The 18,250-nt window shown below is 65.2% G+C and carries 18 protein-coding genes; 7 read left to right on the top strand and 11 right to left on the bottom strand.

The features are described 5' to 3' along the window. Nucleotide 1 precedes the first annotated feature (1 nt). Entirely contained in the window at nt 2-412 is a 411-nt protein-coding gene (locus PKE72_RS03800; protein ID WP_219895944.1) for a hypothetical protein, read from the top strand. After that, nucleotides 409-1,539, top strand: coding sequence for an acyltransferase family protein (locus PKE72_RS03795; RefSeq protein ID WP_219895943.1), 1,131 nt, complete (start codon nt 409-411; stop codon nt 1,537-1,539). Before PKE72_RS03800 ends, PKE72_RS03795 begins: the two co-directional genes overlap by 4 nt. Nucleotides 1,540-1,541: 2 nt before the next feature. Here the strand turns inward: PKE72_RS03795 and PKE72_RS03790 are convergent, their stop codons facing one another. Beyond that, nucleotides 1,542-2,141, bottom strand: a complete 600-nt coding sequence (locus PKE72_RS03790; protein ID WP_219895942.1) for a hypothetical protein — start codon at nt 2,139-2,141, stop codon at nt 1,542-1,544. 58 nt (nt 2,142-2,199) lie between these two features. Here PKE72_RS03790 and PKE72_RS03785 point away from each other — a divergent pair, with 58 nt between their 5' ends. Then, nucleotides 2,200-3,570, top strand: a complete 1,371-nt coding sequence (locus PKE72_RS03785) for a hypothetical protein (protein ID WP_219898431.1) — start codon at nt 2,200-2,202, stop codon at nt 3,568-3,570. A 44-nt stretch (nt 3,571-3,614) separates the two neighbouring features. Here the strand turns inward: PKE72_RS03785 and PKE72_RS03780 are convergent, their stop codons facing one another. Continuing rightward, the gene (locus tag PKE72_RS03780; protein WP_271164068.1) at nt 3,615-4,874 is read right to left on the bottom strand and encodes a DUF6035 family protein; all 1,260 of its coding nucleotides are present in this window, start codon (nt 4,872-4,874) and stop codon (nt 3,615-3,617) included. A gap of 313 nt (nt 4,875-5,187) precedes the next feature. Between PKE72_RS03780 and PKE72_RS03775 the strand changes: the two genes are divergently transcribed. Continuing rightward, a complete protein-coding gene (locus PKE72_RS03775; protein ID WP_271164067.1) occupies nt 5,188-7,221 on the top strand; it encodes a ParB/RepB/Spo0J family partition protein in 2,034 nt (677 codons plus the stop codon). A gap of 191 nt (nt 7,222-7,412) precedes the next feature. Here the strand turns inward: PKE72_RS03775 and PKE72_RS03770 are convergent, their stop codons facing one another. From PKE72_RS03770 to PKE72_RS03755, 4 genes are read right to left on the bottom strand one after another with little or no spacing between them, the layout of a single operon-like run. Next, the gene (locus PKE72_RS03770; RefSeq protein ID WP_219895939.1) at nt 7,413-8,066 is read right to left on the bottom strand and encodes a hypothetical protein; all 654 of its coding nucleotides are present in this window, start codon (nt 8,064-8,066) and stop codon (nt 7,413-7,415) included. Then, nucleotides 8,066-8,578: a Mov34/MPN/PAD-1 family protein gene (locus PKE72_RS03765; RefSeq protein WP_219895938.1), complete on the bottom strand. Its 513-nt coding sequence runs from the start codon at nt 8,576-8,578 to the stop codon at nt 8,066-8,068. The genes PKE72_RS03770 and PKE72_RS03765 overlap by 1 nt, the downstream gene beginning before the upstream one ends. Then, on the bottom strand, nt 8,575-10,245 hold the full coding sequence (locus PKE72_RS03760; protein WP_271164066.1) for a ThiF family adenylyltransferase: 1,671 nt from the start codon (nt 10,243-10,245) through the stop codon (nt 8,575-8,577). Before PKE72_RS03760 ends, PKE72_RS03765 begins: the two co-directional genes overlap by 4 nt. Then, the gene (locus tag PKE72_RS03755) at nt 10,242-11,438 is read right to left on the bottom strand and encodes a CBASS cGAMP synthase (protein ID WP_112862343.1); all 1,197 of its coding nucleotides are present in this window, start codon (nt 11,436-11,438) and stop codon (nt 10,242-10,244) included. Before PKE72_RS03755 ends, PKE72_RS03760 begins: the two co-directional genes overlap by 4 nt. Before the next feature lie 66 nt (nt 11,439-11,504). Here PKE72_RS03755 and PKE72_RS03750 point away from each other — a divergent pair, with 66 nt between their 5' ends. Next, on the top strand, nt 11,505-12,224 hold the full coding sequence (locus PKE72_RS03750) for a hypothetical protein (protein WP_054765677.1): 720 nt from the start codon (nt 11,505-11,507) through the stop codon (nt 12,222-12,224). A gap of 72 nt (nt 12,225-12,296) precedes the next feature. Here PKE72_RS03750 and PKE72_RS03745 read toward each other — a convergent pair whose 3' ends face one another. After that, nucleotides 12,297-13,148: a DUF2971 domain-containing protein gene (locus PKE72_RS03745; protein WP_054765678.1), complete on the bottom strand. Its 852-nt coding sequence runs from the start codon at nt 13,146-13,148 to the stop codon at nt 12,297-12,299. 371 nt (nt 13,149-13,519) lie between these two features. Here PKE72_RS03745 and PKE72_RS03740 point away from each other — a divergent pair, with 371 nt between their 5' ends. Beyond that, nucleotides 13,520-14,047, top strand: coding sequence for a toll/interleukin-1 receptor domain-containing protein (locus PKE72_RS03740; protein WP_054765679.1), 528 nt, complete (start codon nt 13,520-13,522; stop codon nt 14,045-14,047). On the opposite strand, the gene PKE72_RS03735 is transcribed toward PKE72_RS03740, so the two are convergent. The 3 genes from PKE72_RS03735 to PKE72_RS03725 form a co-directional block, all read right to left on the bottom strand. Next, nucleotides 14,048-14,548 (bottom strand): toll/interleukin-1 receptor domain-containing protein, encoded by a 501-nt coding sequence (locus PKE72_RS03735; protein ID WP_197273301.1) that lies wholly within the window; start codon nt 14,546-14,548, stop codon nt 14,048-14,050. Nucleotides 14,549-14,603: 55 nt separating this feature from the next. Beyond that, nucleotides 14,604-15,992, bottom strand: a complete 1,389-nt coding sequence (locus PKE72_RS03730) for an SIR2 family protein (RefSeq protein WP_224761456.1) — start codon at nt 15,990-15,992, stop codon at nt 14,604-14,606. A gap of 70 nt (nt 15,993-16,062) precedes the next feature. Beyond that, nucleotides 16,063-16,509 carry a TIR domain-containing protein gene (locus PKE72_RS03725; RefSeq protein WP_219895937.1) on the bottom strand — a complete coding sequence of 149 codons (447 nt, stop codon included), beginning with the start codon at nt 16,507-16,509 and terminating at the stop codon, nt 16,063-16,065. Between the two features lie 353 nt (nt 16,510-16,862). Between PKE72_RS03725 and PKE72_RS03720 the strand changes: the two genes are divergently transcribed. Next, on the top strand, nt 16,863-17,276 hold the full coding sequence (locus PKE72_RS03720) for a four-helix bundle copper-binding protein (RefSeq protein WP_054765683.1): 414 nt from the start codon (nt 16,863-16,865) through the stop codon (nt 17,274-17,276). A 12-nt stretch (nt 17,277-17,288) separates the two neighbouring features. Here PKE72_RS03720 and dmeF read toward each other — a convergent pair whose 3' ends face one another. Next, nucleotides 17,289-18,245: a CDF family Co(II)/Ni(II) efflux transporter DmeF gene (gene dmeF / locus PKE72_RS03715; protein WP_054765684.1), complete on the bottom strand. Its 957-nt coding sequence runs from the start codon at nt 18,243-18,245 to the stop codon at nt 17,289-17,291. Nucleotides 18,246-18,250: the final 5 nt, after the last annotated feature.

Here is an 18,250-nt window from a genome sequence, read left to right as displayed (position 1 = left end):
CATGGCCGGCAAGCGCTTCACGGTCCGCAGCCGCAGCATCCGCTGGCGCCAAGGGCGCTACAAGGGCCGCCGCGGCTCGAGCCCGCGCCGGCCGCCGAAGCCCCGGCCAGTACTTGATGTCGTAATCGCCGTCGGCGCCAGCCTGATCGCGGCCTTCGTCGTCCTGTGCATGGCCTTCTCCCTGCTCGGCGCCTACGGAACGCCGCTCTACATCGGCTACGGCGTGATGATGAGCCTGGTGACGGGCGGCTGTCTGGTGTTCGGTCCCCGCGACCGGGCCGGATTGATGATCGCCGGCGGGCTCGGCGTGCTTTGCGTCGCCGGAACGCTCATCCTGTACGGGGTGCGGGCGGACGTGCACTACCATCCTCACGCCAACGAACGCCCCGCCGCCACAGGGAAGCGCGAATGACGAGAAGCTCCGACGGGGAAGGTCAGGCCCGCCGCCCCGCGCGCATCGCCCGCGGAGGGTGGCTGGACGTGCTGCGGTTCGCCGCGGGATCGCTGATCATCCTCTACCACTTCCGGGAAGCGGCCCCGCTGCCGCTCGGACAGATCCATCCGGTGTTCGACCGGGGGTTCCTGCTGACCAATTTCTTCATCATCGACTCCGGCTATGTGCTGGCCCGGATCTACGGCGAGCGCCTGGCCTCGGGCGGGATCGACGTCGGGGCCTACGCGCGCCAGCGGCTGCTGCGCGTGTTCCCGGCCCATCTGGCCGTGATCGCCGGTCTCGCGGCCTTGGTCGCGGCCGCCGCTCTGGCCGGGGTCCGACCGAGCAATCCCCAATGGTTCGACTGGAGCCAGCTGCCCGCCCAGGTCTTGCTCGTGCAGGCCTATGGCGTGCCGGGCGGCGTCGGCTGGAACGCGCCGACCTGGACGCTGTCGGCTCTGATCGGCTGCTATCTGCTCCTGCCCTGGATCTGCCGGGCGCTCTGGAGCCGACCCCGGGCCACGGCCGCGATCGCGATCACCCTGCTTCTCGCCGCCGACGTCGCCAGCCGCGTCTGGCTGGGCGATCCGGTCTATCGCCTCCCCCTGCGGTTCGGATTCCTCCGCGCCCTTCCGCTCTTCCTGCTGGGCGTGGCCGCCGCCGTGGTCGGTGCGCGCGTCTACGTGCGTCCGTCCGTGGCGGGCGCCTTGGGACTCGGCGCTTTCGGTGCGCTCGCGCTCGGTCAGGCCGTTGGCCCCTTCGGCCTGGCCTCCCTGCTGCTGATGACGATCATCATCTGGGCGGCTGGAGCCTTGCCCGTGGTGCGCTCGTCGCGCCTGATCGAACACCTCGGCTTGATGTCGTTCGCGATGTTTCTCACCAATGAAGTCGCCCGCATCGTCTGGTTCGGCGTCTTCGACGCCGTCGGACAGTCGGACTGGTCCATCGGGATGCGCTGGGGCGTCTGGGCCGCCGGTCTGGCGGCGGCGTTCATGGGGGCGGCGGCGTTCCGGTATGGGTTCGACCGGCCGGTTCAGGCCTGGTTGAACCCGCCGAGGCCTGCGACGCCTGCGCCGGGGGTCAGCGCGGATCGGCCGGTGGCCTAGGGTCAGGGTCCCGCGCTCGCCAAGGCGTCCAGATAGCCGTCGCAGCCGGTGAAATAGCCGTCTACGCCCTCGATGACATCGGCAAGGACGGAGAGGTCCATATAGCCGTGGGCCAGCTCGATCGGCCGCCCCTGGGTGTCGACCGGATATCGGAACGAGAAAGAGCCGGGATCGACGGTCGCGAACTCCGCGACGAGCCTGCCGACCGCAGCGGTCGCGCCGTCCTCGTCGTCGCTCCCGAACGCCTGGAGCACCGCCTCGAACTGCGTCCACAGTTTGGTGAGGTCGTGAGACTTCCAGATGGGATCAACTCCGACGGTCCGGCCGTAGGTCGAGATCAGATACTTCAGGGAGAGTTCGAGGAATTGGCGGTAGTTGAAGATGATCGGGAAGACGAGGGTGTCACGATCGGCCGTATCCTCGACGGCCTGCTTGACCAGACTGTCCGCCGCCCGCTTGTAGCCGGTCAGCATCAGCACCATTCGGCTATGCGGATGCTCAGCCAACACGGCGTTCCCGTCCCACCGGGCCGAGACCTGAAAAAGTCTGTCGTCCGCCTTCGGCCATCGGAAGGGGCGTTGCATCAGGTCATCAAAGCTCATGGGTTCGCTCTCCGGATCACCGCGTCCATATAGGGTCATGAAGTTGATCCCACAGACGATGTTCGACGTCTTCGCGCTCGCCCTGCCGCGGGGCCACGGTTTTGGCGACCGCCCGCCCATTGGCGCGTGGGGCGACGCAGCGGGGATGGTGTGCGGCATCGTCACCCAGAAGACGGAGGACGGTTCGCTCGGGATCATCGCCATGCGACGCCGCGTCGATCACGTCTGGACGGTGACCGGGGAGGAGATCGGCTTTGCAAGCCTTGAGGACGCCAAGGCCCGCCTCGAGCTCCTTTTGCGCATCGGCGCGCCCCCAGAGCCTCTCCCGCCCAACACCGCGCCACGGCCTCCGCTACACGATCTCAAGGGTCGGACGCCCGGCGATCAGTTCTCGGTTCTCCTGCGACCCACGCACCATCTCGCCGCATGGGTCCTGAACCAGCTCTATCTCGCCTTGCCCAATCCGGACCGGAACTGGGCGGGCGACTGCCAGACCCGGAACTTCCACACGCGGATGTGGGAGGCTCAGCTGCTCGCAGCCTTCCGCGAGCAGGGGCTTCTCGTCAGTCAGCCTGTGGACTCCCCGGACTTCCATATCCAGAACCCATTGGGCGGAGAGGCCTGGGTCGAAGCGGTGACCGCCAACCCCGAGGTGCCGTTCGAGCACGTCAACGCGCCGAGAAGCGCGCCGCCAACTGAGCGAGACGCGCTGTTCTTCGGACCGGCGGCTGTTCGGTTCGCCAAGACCCTCGGCAGCAAGCTGCAGCGCGGCTACGATCGGATGCCGCACGTCACCGGCAAGCCGTTCATGCTGGCGGTCGCGGACTTCCATGCGCCCGCGTCGATGCTCTGGAGCCGCGAAGGCCTGATCGGCTACCTCTACGGCGAAGGGGCGGAGGTTGCCGACGACGGCGGGCGCAAGGTGGCGCGGACCACCAGGGCGGCGCACCTGCAGGGACCGTCGGCCTTTCCCGCCGGACTGTTCGCCAACGCCGACCACGCCGAGCTGTCCGCCGTCATCTTCTCCAACGCCTGCGCCATCTCGAAGCTCAACCGGGTGATGGTGTCCGCTGGAGCCGAGGCCAAGGGGCTGCGTTACAGCCGCATCGGGCGCTTCTTCGATCGGCGGCCGGGGGCTCTGGAGGGCGAGCCCTTCTGTCTTGACGTCGCGAGTCCGGAGTACCGCGGGCTCTGGCCCCAGGGCTATGAACCTTGGTCGGCGGAGATGGAGGTGTTCCACAATCCCTACGCCCGACACCCAGTCCCGCACGCCCTTCTGCCCGAAGCGACCCACTGGTTCGAACAGGACGGCGAGCGGGTGTGCACGTCCTTCTACGAGACCTCCATCCTCTGGTCGGAGACCCATATCACGGACCTGGACCAGCCTGCCCCGCGCCTTGAGGACTTCCTTCGCCCGGCCGCCCCGTAGCGCAAGAGCGCGGTTGGCGCCGCCGCGCGCGCCGGAACCGGTCGTCAGGCCGCCGAGCGCATGAGAATATCAGGGAACAGTGCGTGGACGATGCGGCCCTCCACGGAGCCTTGGGTGATCTGGGGAGAGGTGAGGGAGGCCCGGAGCTTGCGCGCGACGCTCGGCTTCTGCAGAGCCGCCAACTGATCGGTCGCTCCGGCCACACGCCGGATCAGCCCCGCGAACTTGTGGCGCTCCTCGCTGTTGCTGAAGAAGGTGTTGAGCATCTCGACCAGGTTGCTCTGCTTGGTCGCCACAGGCTGCCGCAGCTCCAGCGACAGAATCAGGCTGACGAGCACCGGGATCTGCAGGGTGTCGAGGTCGCGGGGCTCCACCCCCGTGAGGGCGACGCGTTCCACCAGCTCCTGCAGCAGGTCCTGCCGGGCCTGCCACGGAAGGTGCCCTTCCACGACGGCCTCTCGCCATCGACGCAGATAGTCGACGTTCCAGGGCGCGACGGCGTAGGGCAAGCCTGAGGCGGGCCATTGCAGATCAGACAGGGCGAAGATCGCGGACCGCCAGTCGCGCCCGTCCTCCCAATGGCAGCGCACGAGGAAGCGGCCTTCCTCGCGCGATTGGGCCAGGACCTGTTCATCGAGTGAGAACAGGTTCTTGTTGTGCGAATAGAAAATGTCGAGGAACGCCGTCAAAAGCAGCCGGCGAGGAACGGGCTGGAACTTCCACGTCAGCCAGACCAAGTGGTAACCCTCTCGCCCGTAGAAATGCTCTCGACTGTCGATGATCGGCAGTTGCGTGCTTGAGAGCTGGATCTCCAGCGCCAGGCTTCGGCCGTTGTTGATCGCCCGTACGTCGGGCCGTCGGTGGCCGGTCTCGCCTCTCAGATACTCGTCGATATGGATTGAGCCGGCCTCCGTCGCCGGATCGATGGCGAGAATCTCCCCGACCTGATGTTTGAGCCAGCTGTGGAGAGGGCTCTCCTGCGCGCCCTGAAACTGCGCGGCGCTGCGCTGATCGACCGTGGCGGGGTCCCCTGTCCACCAGGGGCAGGTCGTCGGCGCACCCTTGTGGTGACGCCAGTAGGGCAGGCAGGTGCGCGCTTCCTTTGGCGCATAGACGCCGTGGCCGCATTGCTCGCAGACATAGGCGGCCGCCCCTTCGCGGCGGGCGGCCGCAGCGTTGCGGCGGATCTTCTGGTAGCGGTCGGGATCAATGGCGAGAAGCTGGTCGCTGGTGATGGTCGCGCCGGTCGACAGGTCGGTGACCCGTTCCAACGTCCTTTGCGGCTTCCTGACCGTTGCGACCATGTCCTCTCCGTGTTCCCAGTATGTTCACTGCGTGATTCCGCGCAAGGGCGATCGGATCGTCATCGGTCGGAAGCGCTAGGGGCTCCGCCCCCGCGCGGGCCAGGGTGAAGCGGCTACGCCGCCGGACCGGCCGGTCTCCCCGACCTTCCGCGCCGGCGAAGGCGCGATCCTCGGAATAACGGGCAGGCTTGTGCAGGTCGGGCGATCCCCCTCCGGCCGGTCCGCCCTGGCCCTTGCTACCCCGGTCTCGCCGACGGGCAGGGTTTCAGGCGCGCAGTTCGCGTGCCTGCAACCCTTGCCCAAGGAGGCAGACATGACTGCTCAATCCATCGAAACCGCCGCGACCGAAGCGACCGCGCCGCAGCACGGCTCGGAGATCACCGTGCCGCTCAACCGGCTCAAGGCCTCGCCGAAGAATGCGAGGAAGACCCCGCACAGCCCGGCGACCATCGAGGCCTTCGCGGCCTCCATCAAGGCCAAGGGGGTGTTGCAGCCGCCCGTGGTCGAGATCGAGCGGGACGGGGAGGGCGCGCCCACCGGAAACTACCTCGTCACCATCGGCGAAGGGCGCCGTCAGGGGCTGCGGCTGCTGGCCAAGCGCAAGGCCATCAAGCGGACCCATCCGGTGCGGGTCATCGTGGACGCCGAGAACGACGCCCACGAGATCAGCCTCGACGAAAACATGACCCGTGAGGCCATGCACCCCGCCGACCAGTTCGAGGCCTTCCAGCGGTTCGCCGCCGAGAAGGGCTACGGACCCGAAGAGATCGGCGCCCGGTTCGGAGTGTCGGCCCATGTGGTGCGCCAGCGGCTGCGGCTCGGGTCGGCGGCGCCGGAGTTGATGACGGCCTATCGGGAGGGGACGCTGGCGCTCGACCAACTGACCGCCTTCTGCGTCAGCGAGGACCGCGAGCGGCAACGGCAGGTGCTGGAGCAGATCGGGCCGCACACCCCGGCCTACGCCATCCGCCGCGCCATGACCGAGGCCAAGGTCCGCGTCGATGACCGGCGCGTCCGCTTCGTCGGCGTGGAGGCCTACGAGGCCGAGGGGGGCGGGGTGCTGCGCGACCTGTTCACCGAGGACGGCGGCGGCTGGCTGGAGGATGTGGTCCTGCTGGACCGGCTGGTCGGCGACAAGCTGACCGGACTGGCCGACGAGGCCCGCGAGCGCGAGGGCTGGAAATGGGCCGAGGCCTGTCTGGACTACCCCGACGTTTCGGCGTTCGGGCGGGTCTATCCGGTGGCGGTCGAACGGTCGGACGCGGACGTCGCCGAAATCGCGGCCCTGTCCGAGGAATACGACCGCCTCGTCTCTGAAACCGACGCGGCGGAAATGTTCCCCCCCGAGGTGGACGCCCGGCTGGAGGAGATCGACAAGGCCTTGCAGGCCTTCGGCCCGGACTTCGCCTATGCCGACGAGGCCAGGGCGCGGGCCGGGGTCGTGGTGACGCTGGGTCACGACGGCCTCGCCCGCTTCGAGCGCGGACTGGTCCGCGCCGAGGACGTGCCCGCCGATCCGCCGTCGCCGTGGCAGGAGGAAGAGGCGGCGGACGAGAGTGCGGACAATTCGCCGGGCTCGGAGGCGGAGGCCGCCGAGGACGAGGCGCCCTCGGCCTTGTCGGATCGTCTGCTGATCGACCTGACCGCCCACAAGACCATGGGTCTGCGCGACGCGGTGCAGGCCGATGTGAATGCGGCGCTGGCGACGGTGGTTCACGCGTTCGCCCTGCAGGTCTTCTATCCGGGCTACGGCGTCTGGACGCCGTTGCAGCTTCGGTTGACGACGACCGGGCTGGAGCGGCTGGCGCCGGGGGTGGAGGACGGCCCCGCCGGACGCCGGGTCAGCGACCGGTGCGAGGCGTGGGGCGCGCGCCTGCCCGAGCGCCCGGAAGACCTCTGGGGCGTGGTGGCCGCGCTGCCGCCTTCGGAGCAGTTGGACCTGATGGCCTGCTGCGCCGGGGTCGGTCTCTACGCGGTGCGCGATCCGCACGACCGGCGGCCCGGCGCCTTGGCGCAGGCCGAGACGCTGGCGACGGCTGTAGGGCTCGACATGGCCGGGACGTGGACGGCGACGGCGGCCAGTTACTTCTCGCGGGTGGCCAAGGCGCGGGTGCTGGAGGCGGTGACCGAGGCCGTCAATCCGGAGGAAGCGGGCCGGATCGCCGGGTTCAGAAAGGGCGACATGGCCGAGGCGGCGGAACGGCTAGTGGAGGGTCGGGGCTGGCTGCCGTCGGTGTTGCGGACGCAGGCTGGTGTGCCTGCGGAGGCGCAGGAGGCAGGCGAGGGTGCTGACGACGAAACCCGCACCGCGCCGAACGACGACGCCTATGCGTTCGCGGCCGAATAGCCGCAGCGCACAGATCGAGCGAAAACTCGCCGCGCGCCCTTTGGGGGCGCGCGGCTTTTTCATGGCTTGATGGCGGCTCGTGACTCTGAGCCGTCGTCGATCTGGTCTGCTTTGCGGGAGCGGGTAGCTAAGCAAATCGAGTATCGAGATCTTGGGGTGCGGACTCTGTTAATTTTGACCGCTGACGCAGGTCAGTCTGATCCTTCACCCTCCGTGAGGGCTGCCTCAGCGACCCGGTTCCAGAAGGTGCAAACCGCATCGTTGTATCGGTTCATGTCAGCCTCGCTGACGATGAACTGAGACAAGGGCTCTTTCGCGGGCATGTACCAAGGGCGCAGTCGGATGATCTCGCTATCGGGTGCCCACAGTTCCGGATGGGCTTCCCAAAGTTCGGTCAGGGAACGTCCCGGACCGTGCCTCACCGCATTAGCGACGAGGTGCAGTTCCCGGAGCGTGGCGTATTCCGGGAATGTCGAGAGGCCGCATCCCCGTAGGCGGCGGACGTGCTTGTTGACCGCTTCCGGCGACGCGCTTTTCCTGAATTTGGAGAAGTCCGTGGCACCTGATGATCCGAAGGCCTGGGTTTCGCACAACCATTCCACCACGTCGTTCTGCCACTGGCCGTTCAACGTCAGGGCGATGGCCTTGAGCAGATTGTTGCTGAGGGTGGGGATCCACCACTGACCTTCGCCACCGAGGTCCTCGTAAGCGTGACGGACCGCCTCGTGGTGACCCTTCATGCTGAAATAGAATAGTTCACCCGTCCGGTTCGCATAGCGCTGGACCGCGTGATCCAGCGTCCGGGAAATCCAGTCTTCGGGAACATCGAGACGTGCCTTCGTCATTAGCTTACGGTCACAGGTCGCGATGGATCGCTCAGGGGATGCCCAAACAGAACGCCCATTTCGTCTTGGTCGATGGGGACAAGCGCCCGGATCGTTCCGAGCTCCGCGTCGGCGCAGACGCAGACATCGGCGGTCCCGACAATGAGGAAGGCGAGCGGGCGTCGCTGCTCACGTCGCGACTTGAGCCAGGACGCCCGGTCGATCACCGAGGGGGTCGGGCGGAGTTCCGGGTGGGAATGCCATTCGCCAATATGGGTTACCAGACCGCCAGACCGTCTCCATGCTGCATCCGCAAAGGCCTGGTGACCGGCTGGAGATCGCCAGAACCGTGTCGGGGACCAACGGTCGCTGTTCTGAGGAGCGGAAGCGTCGATGACATGAAGATCGCGGCCACGATAGCTCCCCAACAGAATCCCACCGACCTCGTGTCGAAAGGCTGCGGCTTCTGCGATGGCCTTGATGCGGCTCAACACCATGTGTTCGACAAGGACGTTGCGGGGGCCGAAACTCAAGTCACCGGGCCTTGGCAGGCCGGACAAAGCGGCTCGATGGGCCAGTTTCGGTCCTTCGGAGGAGCCGTATGCTCGAGATCCAGCACCCGAGTGCGGACGCGAGGACCTGGCATGTCGGGTGCCGCCGCCCATTCAAGGGCGGCTTGAACGACAAGGGTGGCAGCGAGCATCGGCGCCGGGGCTGCATAGTTGATATGAGCGCCATCGCCGCAGGTGCCGCTCTCGACCGCCGTGGTCACGCCGGGTTTGAGGGGATTGGCTTTGAGTTCGCCGTGGTTAGGCCGCAAGCACTTTAGACAGGCATGGGCTGAGCGGGTGACCAGCACGGTCTGGGCCGCCAGACCATTGCCGTGGATGGCGGCGTGGATCACCGGGGGGAAGGGCTTGCCTAGGCGGCGGGTCGTTACGGCCAAATCGTTGAGACGAAGGCCCACAGGTGTTGAGCCAGTCGCGTCGATGACGAGGTCGTAGTCTTGGAGTCGGGCTGTGACCCCGAACACGTCGGTGGCCACGCCCTCCACCGTCAGGTCGGGATGGAGCCGTCGAACTTCGGCGGCGAGAGCGCCGGCCTTGGCGAGGCGAACCGCGGAAACCGGCAGGACATGGCGGCCAAAATTGGCGGTCGAGAACTGATCGCCGTCGATGATCAACATGGGGCGCTGAGATTGACCGGCGCCGGACCTCGCCAGCTCTAGGCAGACTCGGGAACCAATTGCGCCCGCGCCCACGACTGCGACGGCCTTTCCGATAAGGGGAGAAGGCGCGCTGAGCCGGCCGTTGACCAAGTCCGGGAGAGCGACGCTGTCGGCAAGGCCACGATCGAGGGTCATCTCGTTCTCTCCGTGAGATATGGATCGGGCGCGACGATTCTGGGGCGCTTTCGCATAGGCGATCCTGGCGAACTCGGGCCATTTGAATGACGCGGCGACGACCCCGTTCTCGGCCGCAAGGATGATGTGCCCCTCGTCCACCAAGGCAGGCGCAAATGCGTGGGCGATGGCGTCCGGCTCATCGACGAAATGCGCGATCCAAGTCTTTAGCGTGGCGAGGGTTTTGCCCGGCCCTCCGCCTCGCCGAATGTCGAAAGGGCGGTTGCCGCGCAGCACATATGCCTGCCGTACATCGTCAGGCTTGTCCCGGCTCCATCGGCTAACCCGTTCTGGTGTCGTGATCACCAAACTGTCTCGCCCGCCGACCCTGTTCCAGGTGCAGCAGCGCGCGCGACCGGAGAACCCTGCGGGGAGGTCCGTATAGAGATAGGTGTCAGGGTTCCAGTAGGAGACGAACTCCCTTTGGCGGTCGGCGAGCGTGGAAGCGTGGAGCACTTGGTCGAGCGTCTCTTTGGCGGACTCGAGCACCCTAAGGATGGCCCCTCCGGCATTGTAGGGATCATATTCCTCGACCTCTTTCTCGGCGAAGCAGAGGCTGTCATCGGCGTTCAGGTGGGCCAAAAGGCGCCTGCGGATCGCGAGGTCTTCGACATAGATCTTCGGTGGCGTCGTCATCACCGGATCAGTCACGCAGACCGCGACCGCGATGGTGGTCCTCCCCGACCGGAGGTCGCCGCGATAGCGGGTGATCCCGCGTCGGCTTTGCACATAGGCGAACCCTCGCGCCTTGAGGGCGGCGTCGAGGGCCGCCCAAGCGCGGGTCTCCAGAGGCGTCACCCGGAGGTCTGGGACCCCACCCGGGGCGATGGGCTTTGCGCTGCAACGGTGGAGCGCACCTGGCTTGCGGATGCGATGGGCGACACAAGAGCGGCGTTGTCCGGCACCCGATGACCGAAGAGCCTGCGGAAGCGCTCGACGACATTGAAGATGCTGGTCTCGTTGTTGAGAGCACCGTCCAATTCACTGGCGAGGGCGCGCGCTTTGAGTTCGAACTGGTTCTGCTCGGTTGTGGTCCAGTTGTCGTTCAGGGCCTTGTCGTCAACCACCGGGTTCCACACCACGCCCGCGATCTTGGCGGACAGGGCGCGGGCCACCACCAGCAGCCCGTCGTCGTCCCGCCCAGGCTGGGGCGGGGTATTGGCTTCGTCCAAGGCTTCAACAGCGCAGACCATCAGGACCAGAGAGCTCAAACGACAGCTGTCCCAGTGGTAGTCCCGCCACGCCTTGAGATAGCGAGTAAGCCGCTTTAGGTCGGTCCAGCTGGCATGACGCGCCGCCGCATTGACGAACCAGTCCTCGAGTTCCAGCGGGTCCGACTGCTCCCAGCCTGTAGTCCGGTGGGCGACATAGATCTCGCTCGGATCGAGCCGGATTTCGGGCGGCGGGGACGAGAACGCGGAGCCGTCCATTGCGCGATTGGCCGCCGCATGAAAGGCTTTTTCAAGTAGGGCCATCTTCACGTCAGGGATGGCGTAGATGTTGAGGTCGAGGTGCGCTTCCGCATCAATCACGACCCGGACGCAGATGCTTTTGCTTGTGTCGAGGGTCCAGCCTTGGGCGTCGCAGAGGGCGCCCAGGATGCGTTCGACGATCGCGAACAGCGTGTTCGAGGCCACGGCCGGGTTGAGCCCGACGATCGACATGGGGACATACATGCCGTCATCGAGGTCGAGTTGCTGACAGGCCTTCGCGGGCTGATTCAGCGTGCCGTACGCCCAAGATCCTTGGGTGCGGAACTTCGGGGTAAAGGACAGGGCGGCGGGGTCCGGAACCCCGTGCGCCTTGACCAGAGGGACCTCGTCCTGGGTCAGATAGGCACCGGCCACCCGCAGCCCTGCACGAAGCGCGTTGCGGACCAGCTTCTGTGCGGTCTGGAGTTTGTGCTTCTGCGCGTCGGTGATAACCAGTTCGCATCTCAGGCACGGTTGATTCGCCGCCTGATGAAGAAGCCGATGTGCATTATACCGCATGTTGTTGTCCTGAGCGCGCCCGAACCCTACATCTAGGGTTAAAGATTGTGACCGCAAGGGGGCGAAATGCATTCCGTTCTGGGTTGGAAGGCTTGGCTCACGGCAGCTTTGGCGATCTGCGTCGCGATCATTGGCGCGCGCTTGTTGGTCGGAAGCGAAATCCTCCCGTCATTGCAAAGCGGTATGAGCCTGACCTCGCTTTTAGTGACGGTTTTCGTCGCGACGCCGATCTGGCGGCTGCTGTGGCTTGTCCCCTATTTTCAACGCAAGGCTCCGCAGCTTGACGGGGAGTGGTCGGGCGTGGTCGCCTCGAATTGGTCCGTCGTCGAGCGGCTTAAGGAGGCGGCCAAACAGGCTGGCGCACCCGCTCTCGACGTGGATGACTTGGCTAGGCCCTTGCCGGACTTGGTCGAGGTTCCCGTGTCGGTGAAAATCCGGACCACCTTCGCCCGGATTTATCTCGAACTCGAAAGTGCCGACGATCGCTATCAGATATCAACCCTGAAGGCCGTTGAACTAAGGCCGGCGAACGAAGCCGGGGACGCCGTCCTCAGCTATGTCTTCGAGGGGCGGGTGTTGAACCCCAAGGCCGGCGATGTCGGCTGTTTCGACGGAGCCGCAACCCTGTCCTTGCGCTCACAGGCAAGTGGAGGTCTGGCTATGGCCGGGCCGACTTGGACTAACCGGGCTTGGAGTCGGGGCCTGAATACCGCAGGTGTCCTGCGTCTCACTCGGATCCGCGCCGACTTTTGGACGCCTCTGACATTCGGCTTGATAAAGCGCTAGCAGGTCGCCATCGCGGGGTCGGGCCGTCACCAGAACGGGCCTTTCGGCCCAGCAGAAGCGGCTTTCTGAATATCAAGCCCGGTATGGGAGCGAGGAGCGCCAGATTTCGAGCCCGTGAGACTGGAAGAAGTCGCTGGCCTCAGGGGCGGCGTCCGCAGACATGGTCGGGCCCATGCCGACGCTGACTATCGCCGACGAACCATCCTGGCGGGCGAGGGGCACATCCACATATCGCGTCGGCCCGAAACGGCCGGCGCGAAGACCCACTGGAAGCGCAGGTGTCTTTTCTCCGCCCGTCCGATTTCCACCAACGTCCTCGAGTGCGCCGTCGCCATTGCGAACTAGCATCCGCGATATCCGCACTTCGCGCTCGTCCGCGAAGCCAGGGTGTTTCATCGAAAAGAGGTCGACGCACAGGCGCCGCGCATAGTCCGAAAGCGTCGGGTGATCGTCAGGATCATCCTCTAGCTGTTGCTGGACGACGCCCAAGCCGAGACAGAGCATTCGGTCGACCAAGGCTTCGTCGTAAACCACGGTCCGGATCGCGACGCCGGCGTCGTGTTCGAGATGCCGTGCGTCCAAGCCCAGAACGCACCCGCCACCATCGCCCGCGTAGCTTCGCCACTGCCCCAGATCGTCGCGCCGAGGAGTCAATGACCCGATCATGAGGCCGGTGTTTGCGGTCAGCCCCTCAAGCTCCGACACGACGAAAATGCGGGTCGTGAGGTCCGTGTAGACCTGTCGATCCCGCATAAGGCCGATCAGTCGATCCCGAGCATACGAAAACTCCGAAGCGTCGTTCAGCGCGGTATACTCGGAGAGCCGAAAGGTCCGGTTTTCAACGATCGCCCGCGCCGCCTCGATCGAGGTGTAGTGGTATACGACCGGACAGTGGTCCGAGCTGAAGTCCCAAGGCAAGGCCATGCGGAAGTTATGACCTGCCGTTGCTAAAGAGAATATGGCTGGAAGGGATTGGAAGTGTCGCTCACGCAGATCCGGATTTGACATCCGCTATAGAGCCGTCGCTCTTGGTTCGCTTGTGGCGCTCTCCGCAGTACCCAGCGCAATGAAGGCCGCTGCATTGTCGGCCTCCCGGCGGCAGGTCCTTCAAAAACAAGATCGCGCTTCGGGGAGCAGGGCGTCAAACCGCTTCGAGTTGCTGAACCCCGGACTTCCGATGCCTACTCAATCTCCAATTGGACACGGGCGGGTCTACGCTTCAGCTTGACCGTATGTATCTAACTGAAGCTCAAGCCCGCGCTCGCGCTGGCGTAGCAGAGGACGAGCCCGCTCATGTGCTGGCGTTCGCGCTCGCTCTCGACTCCGCGCTGAGCGCCCTGACAGATCGCTTCGACATTTTCCTCTCCCATTCCGTTCGGGACGCTAGTCTCGTCATGGGGGTGAAGCGGATCCTGGAGGAGGCCGGAAAGACCGTCTACGTGGACTGGATCAGCGATCCGAACCTTGACCGAAACGCAGTCACCGGCGCTACGGCAGAGAGGTTGCGGCATCGTATGAGGAAGTGCGACGCCTGCTTCTATCTCTTTTCCCGACATTCGAGGCGGTCGAGGTGGATGCCGTGGGAGCTCGGTTTTTTCGACGGCCATAACGGCAACGTCGCGATCCTTCCGCTGATCCCTCCAACGGGCGAACTCGACTTCACAGGCGAAGAGTATCTAGAGATTTATCCCAAGATAGACTTCGCAAACCTAAGCGGCAGCCCCAGCATATTCGTGAACCAAGTACGACGCACGGAGATGGGGTCGTACAAGTCCTATGATGAATGGCGGCGTGGCGCTGATAAGCTTAGACCCACGACCTAGCTACCCACCCGTCAGCCATTTCCGGAGAGGCGTTGCGGTGTTCGCTTTGTGATTTAGTACCATCCAGATGTCTTGGTCGCTGCCCTTCATCTGGCCCCAAACGATCCGGCGATAGAGGCCCAGATATTCCCATGAGGCCCAGGTCGAGTCGTGCAGATCGTCCGAGGACGGAAACAGAGCGATTTGTCCGAGGCCCTTGTAGCCGTCAGCCACTCCCAGCTCCCAAGGCACCCAGCGCGACTCCTTACTGTTCTTGCTCGTCAGAAGAACGAACCTGCTGCTCTGCTTGATGCGAGACTTCAGCAAATTGGCGGTTTCGTCCGTGGTGTAGGGAGGCATCTCCGGGTCGATTTCATCGATGTAGACCACGGCGCCGTGGTTCTGCAGGACGATCGTGGCACCCACGACAAGATCCTGGTCCTTGCTGGAGTGGGACAGGAAAGTTGAGCCGGCAGGGCTTCGCGCCGAAGCCGTGCGAAGCACGGAGGCCTGTTCGGTCAAAGTGATGTTCGCGGCGAAACCCCGAAGTTCCGCCCTTGTTACGAACCGGGTCACCTCAGTTGTCGTCCTGTGGCTTCGCCAGCCGTTGGAGTATCTCTCGAACGAGCTTCAGGAGCTTGTCGGGTGTTGTGGCCTGGTTTGACAGGACGGCTAGCTCTTCGTCGGTTGGCCTGGCCGCGCTTGCGCCCTGCGATGGGATAGCGGACCCAGTCAGATCTTGCGCGATTTGCTCGGCCGCGCCTCCGGTCGCACCGATGGGCAGTATGAAGGCCCCGGCCTCGCGCGCGACCTCGAACTCCTTCAACACGCCGTCCGCAACGATCTGAGAGCCGCCCTCGAGCTTTGCGCCGCCTAGGAAAATCACAATCCCGGCCTGTCGCGCCATCTCGGCGCGAAGCGCGGTCCATCGTTTCTGGTCCGGCTCCCTATCCGTCAGCGGTTGAGGGAAGGGTCGGACGATCAGCCGGCGGTCCAGATCCCACCCGCCGTCCTGACGGAGACGGTCGATAAAGCCCCCAATCACAGCTGGGCCGACCAGTAAGCCCGATCCGCTCACCAGATCCCGCCCGGTGTCCGCGATCAACCCGCCGACCGCCTCGGAAAGGCGATACAGATCGCCGGCGCGACCGTCGTCGCCGTCGAGCGGCCAGCTTCCACTGACCCATACCCGCATCGCGGCGACGCGGCGCTCTACCTGGCGCATCAGTTCGGGAATTTCGTCGTAATGCTCTACCTCGATTGTCCTCAGTCCGTAGCGGCGAAGGTCCTTGGCCCAGTGCTTATGCTGCGCCGTGCGGGCCCTGAACTCGTCCTCGGAAGAACAGTCCGCCAGGCTGGGCGGCTTCACGATTGCGAAGTGCTCCGGCGGCGCTTCAGTGAAGCTCTCACGAATGAGGGATAGCACGTGCCGGACATTGGGATCGGTCAGGCTGAGCCCGATGAAAAGAACGGACATGCTGCTGAGATGCGCCTGCAGCAGGGGGAGGAAGGCCCCACGCTTGGACCGATAGAGTTCGTAGTCGTCGGTCGAGATGACGATGTCGTCCATTCGGTCGACGGACCCATGCATCTTGTAGAGCCGTGCCGCGCCGGGCCGGGCGCGGAGCGAAAGGTCGGCCGCCCCGGAGACAACATCGACAGGCCGATTGATCACGGCGAAGGCGCGCTCGACCAGACGGTCGTAGTTCGTCGTCCAGATCTGCCGAACGGGGAGGCGCGCCAGCACCTCCAAGGTCGGCGGAACCGGTCGATCTTTGCCGATCTCTTGCCGGATCACGTTGCGGACGCCGGTCGCGGCACCGCTCTCGCTGATGTGCCACTGGGCCAGTGCGGCGAGGTCCTGGATGTCGCTGGAGCGGACACCGAGTTCCTCGCCGATGTCCTTAAGAAGCTCCGCCCAAGTCGGATATCCCGCGGCCTTCGAAACACCGGCGCCGACGAACACTGCGCCAACGCCTTCGTGGAGGGCAGCTGGAAAATCCTTGAGAAAGCGATTTCGGCTTGACGTAGGCATCCTACCGTCCGGCCCGCTTGGCCGCCTCTTCAATCCGAGCCGCCAACCGGGCGTGATCGGCATACTTGTAGACGGGCACCCCGGCCCTCGTAAGAAGAGCCGGGGTAGCGCCGGCAAGATCCGTATTTCCGAGCCTATCCTTGAGCTCGTGAATCTGGATGCCCACTATCCCGTTGCCCCGCGCGATCGATTGGCTGATTTCGTAGTCGATGTACTTGCGGCCCGCTGAGGCCGCGCCGATGCAAACAACCGTAACCGACGTGTTGAGCAGCGCGTCGTCGATCATCTTCTTGATCGCCGTATCGCCCTTCTTTTTGGCTTCTTCCCAGAGCGAGGCGTCATGGAACCCGACCGCCGCGGTGCCCACGATCTCGCCGATGTTGCGAATCTGATTCACACGCCAGATGTCGCGTTGATAGTGAAAACTGAAGAACACCCGACGTGCCATGTTTCCCTCCACGGGTCTGAATCGCCCCTTGCTAACGCTTGGGTTGCGCTCGGCGGTCCTCCGAGTCAACGGCTACGGTTGTCGGATATTCCCGCCACTACGGGTTCGCGATCGGACAGCCAGCCATACGATGTATGTTGGTCCGCCGCCGCGTGCGGACAACTTCGATTTTGTCGAAACATCTAGTTCTCGGCGGCGGACTGATGTCCGCTCTTTGGCGCTTCACCGCAGTCTTATCTGTCCGTAGCCCCAGGGAGGAGGCGATGGTCATCCGCGGGATATCCGGAGGCGTCGCCATTCGGAACCCCGTCGCGGCGCTTGGGTTGGACTCCGATCAACCAAGGAGCCCTCCGATGCAAATCCAACCAATGATCAGCACCCATCCCGACGTGCGCGGAAGCGTCAACGACAGTCTCGTTCGCGCGATCGAAGCGGCTTACGGCTGCGCCGCGGTGTGCCACATCTGCGCCGATGCCTGCCTGGCCGAGGATATGGTGAAGGATCTCACCCAGTGCATCCGCCTCAATCTTGATTGCGCCGACGTCTGCCTGGCCACGGCCGGCCTCGCCGCGCGTCGCGCCGGCAGCCACGAGACACTGATCCAGCGCATGCTCGAGACTTGCGCCGAGGCCTGCGCGGATTGCGCTGTCGAATGTGAGAAACACGCCGAGATGCACGAGCATTGCCGCATCTGCGCCGAGGAATGCCGCCGCTGCGAAAACGCTTGCCGCGAGGCTGCCTCCTCGATCACACCGTCACGCCATTGAGGCCGATCGCCGTCAACGGCACTCGACCGTCAGATGCCCGAGCTCGTGGACCGGCCTCAGCCGGTCGCGAACGGTCGCGACATCCACAGCCCCGGTCACGCTGACGATAGCCGAGTGCGCGTCCGGCCCGATGCGCCAGACGTGCAGATCGGTGATCCGGGCGTCGCCCGGCCCCTCGACGAATTCGCGGACCTCGGCCTCGATGGCGGTGTCCGTTGTGTCGAGCAGCACCGCGGCGGTGTCGCGCATCAGGGACCACGACCACCGGGCGATGACGATCGCGCCGACGATGCCCATCAGCGGGTCTAGCCAGACCCATCCCATATAGCGGCCCGCAAGCAGGGCGATGATCGCCAGCACCGAGGTCAGGGCGTCGGCCAGCACATGGATGTAGGCGGCGCGCAGGTTGTTGTCGCGATGGCCGCCATGACCGTGCTGGTGATCATGGTCGTCGTGATGATCGTGGTCGTGGTGATGGCCATGCCCGTGGCCATGACGACCGTGGTGGTGCCCCCCGCCGGACAGAAGGACGGCGCTGACCAGATTGACCACGAGACCCAGGATGGCGACCAGCGTCGCCTGGCCGAAGGCGACCGAGCGCGGATCGATCAGGCGGCCGATGGACTCTCCCGCGATCCCGAGCGCCACGATGCCCAGAACCAGCGCCGAGGCGAACCCCGCCAGGTCCCCGACCTTGCCGGTCCCGAAGCTGAAGCGCCGGTTGGCGGCATGCCGCTTGGCGTAGGCGTAGGCGCCGGCCGCAACGGCCAGGGCGCCGGCGTGGGTCGCCATGTGAAAGCCGTCGGCCAGCAGGGCCATCGAGCCGTAGACCAGGCCGGCGATGATCTCCCCGACCATCATGACGGCCGTCAGGCCGACCACCCACAGCGTTCGCCGTGCGCTGTCGTCGTGCGAACGGCTGAGGAAATAGTGGTCGTGGGTCAGATAGTCGGTCTCGGACGCGGACATGGCGC

This window comes from Brevundimonas intermedia (assembly GCF_027922165.1).
Lineage (GTDB): Bacteria > Pseudomonadota > Alphaproteobacteria > Caulobacterales > Caulobacteraceae > Brevundimonas > Brevundimonas intermedia.
Note: the sequence above shows the minus strand (reverse complement) of the source record. Positions and strands in the feature narration are given on the sequence as shown.

What these genes read in the sequence shown, in the direction of transcription:
- PKE72_RS03775 (WP_271164067.1), top strand. Translation starts at nt 5,188, where the DNA reads ATGACTGCTCAATCCATCGAAACCGCCGCGACCGAAGCGACCGCGCCG.
- PKE72_RS03725 (WP_219895937.1), bottom strand. Translation starts at nt 16,509, where the DNA reads ATGGCACGTCGGGTGTTCTTCAGTTTTCACTATCAACGCGACATCTGG.
- PKE72_RS03745 (WP_054765678.1), bottom strand. Translation starts at nt 13,148, where the DNA reads ATGGCCTTGCCTTGGGACTTCAGCTCGGACCACTGTCCGGTCGTATAC.
- PKE72_RS03750 (WP_054765677.1), top strand. Translation starts at nt 11,505, where the DNA reads ATGCATTCCGTTCTGGGTTGGAAGGCTTGGCTCACGGCAGCTTTGGCG.
- PKE72_RS03800 (WP_219895944.1), top strand. Translation starts at nt 2, where the DNA reads ATGGCCGGCAAGCGCTTCACGGTCCGCAGCCGCAGCATCCGCTGGCGC.
- PKE72_RS03720 (WP_054765683.1), top strand. Translation starts at nt 16,863, where the DNA reads ATGCAAATCCAACCAATGATCAGCACCCATCCCGACGTGCGCGGAAGC.
- dmeF (WP_054765684.1), bottom strand. Translation starts at nt 18,245, where the DNA reads ATGTCCGCGTCCGAGACCGACTATCTGACCCACGACCACTATTTCCTC.
- PKE72_RS03785 (WP_219898431.1), top strand. Translation starts at nt 2,200, where the DNA reads ATGTTCGACGTCTTCGCGCTCGCCCTGCCGCGGGGCCACGGTTTTGGC.
- PKE72_RS03770 (WP_219895939.1), bottom strand. Translation starts at nt 8,066, where the DNA reads ATGACGAAGGCACGTCTCGATGTTCCCGAAGACTGGATTTCCCGGACG.
- PKE72_RS03795 (WP_219895943.1), top strand. Translation starts at nt 409, where the DNA reads ATGACGAGAAGCTCCGACGGGGAAGGTCAGGCCCGCCGCCCCGCGCGC.
- PKE72_RS03780 (WP_271164068.1), bottom strand. Translation starts at nt 4,874, where the DNA reads ATGGTCGCAACGGTCAGGAAGCCGCAAAGGACGTTGGAACGGGTCACC.
- PKE72_RS03790 (WP_219895942.1), bottom strand. Translation starts at nt 2,141, where the DNA reads ATGAGCTTTGATGACCTGATGCAACGCCCCTTCCGATGGCCGAAGGCG.
- PKE72_RS03755 (WP_112862343.1), bottom strand. Translation starts at nt 11,438, where the DNA reads ATGCGGTATAATGCACATCGGCTTCTTCATCAGGCGGCGAATCAACCG.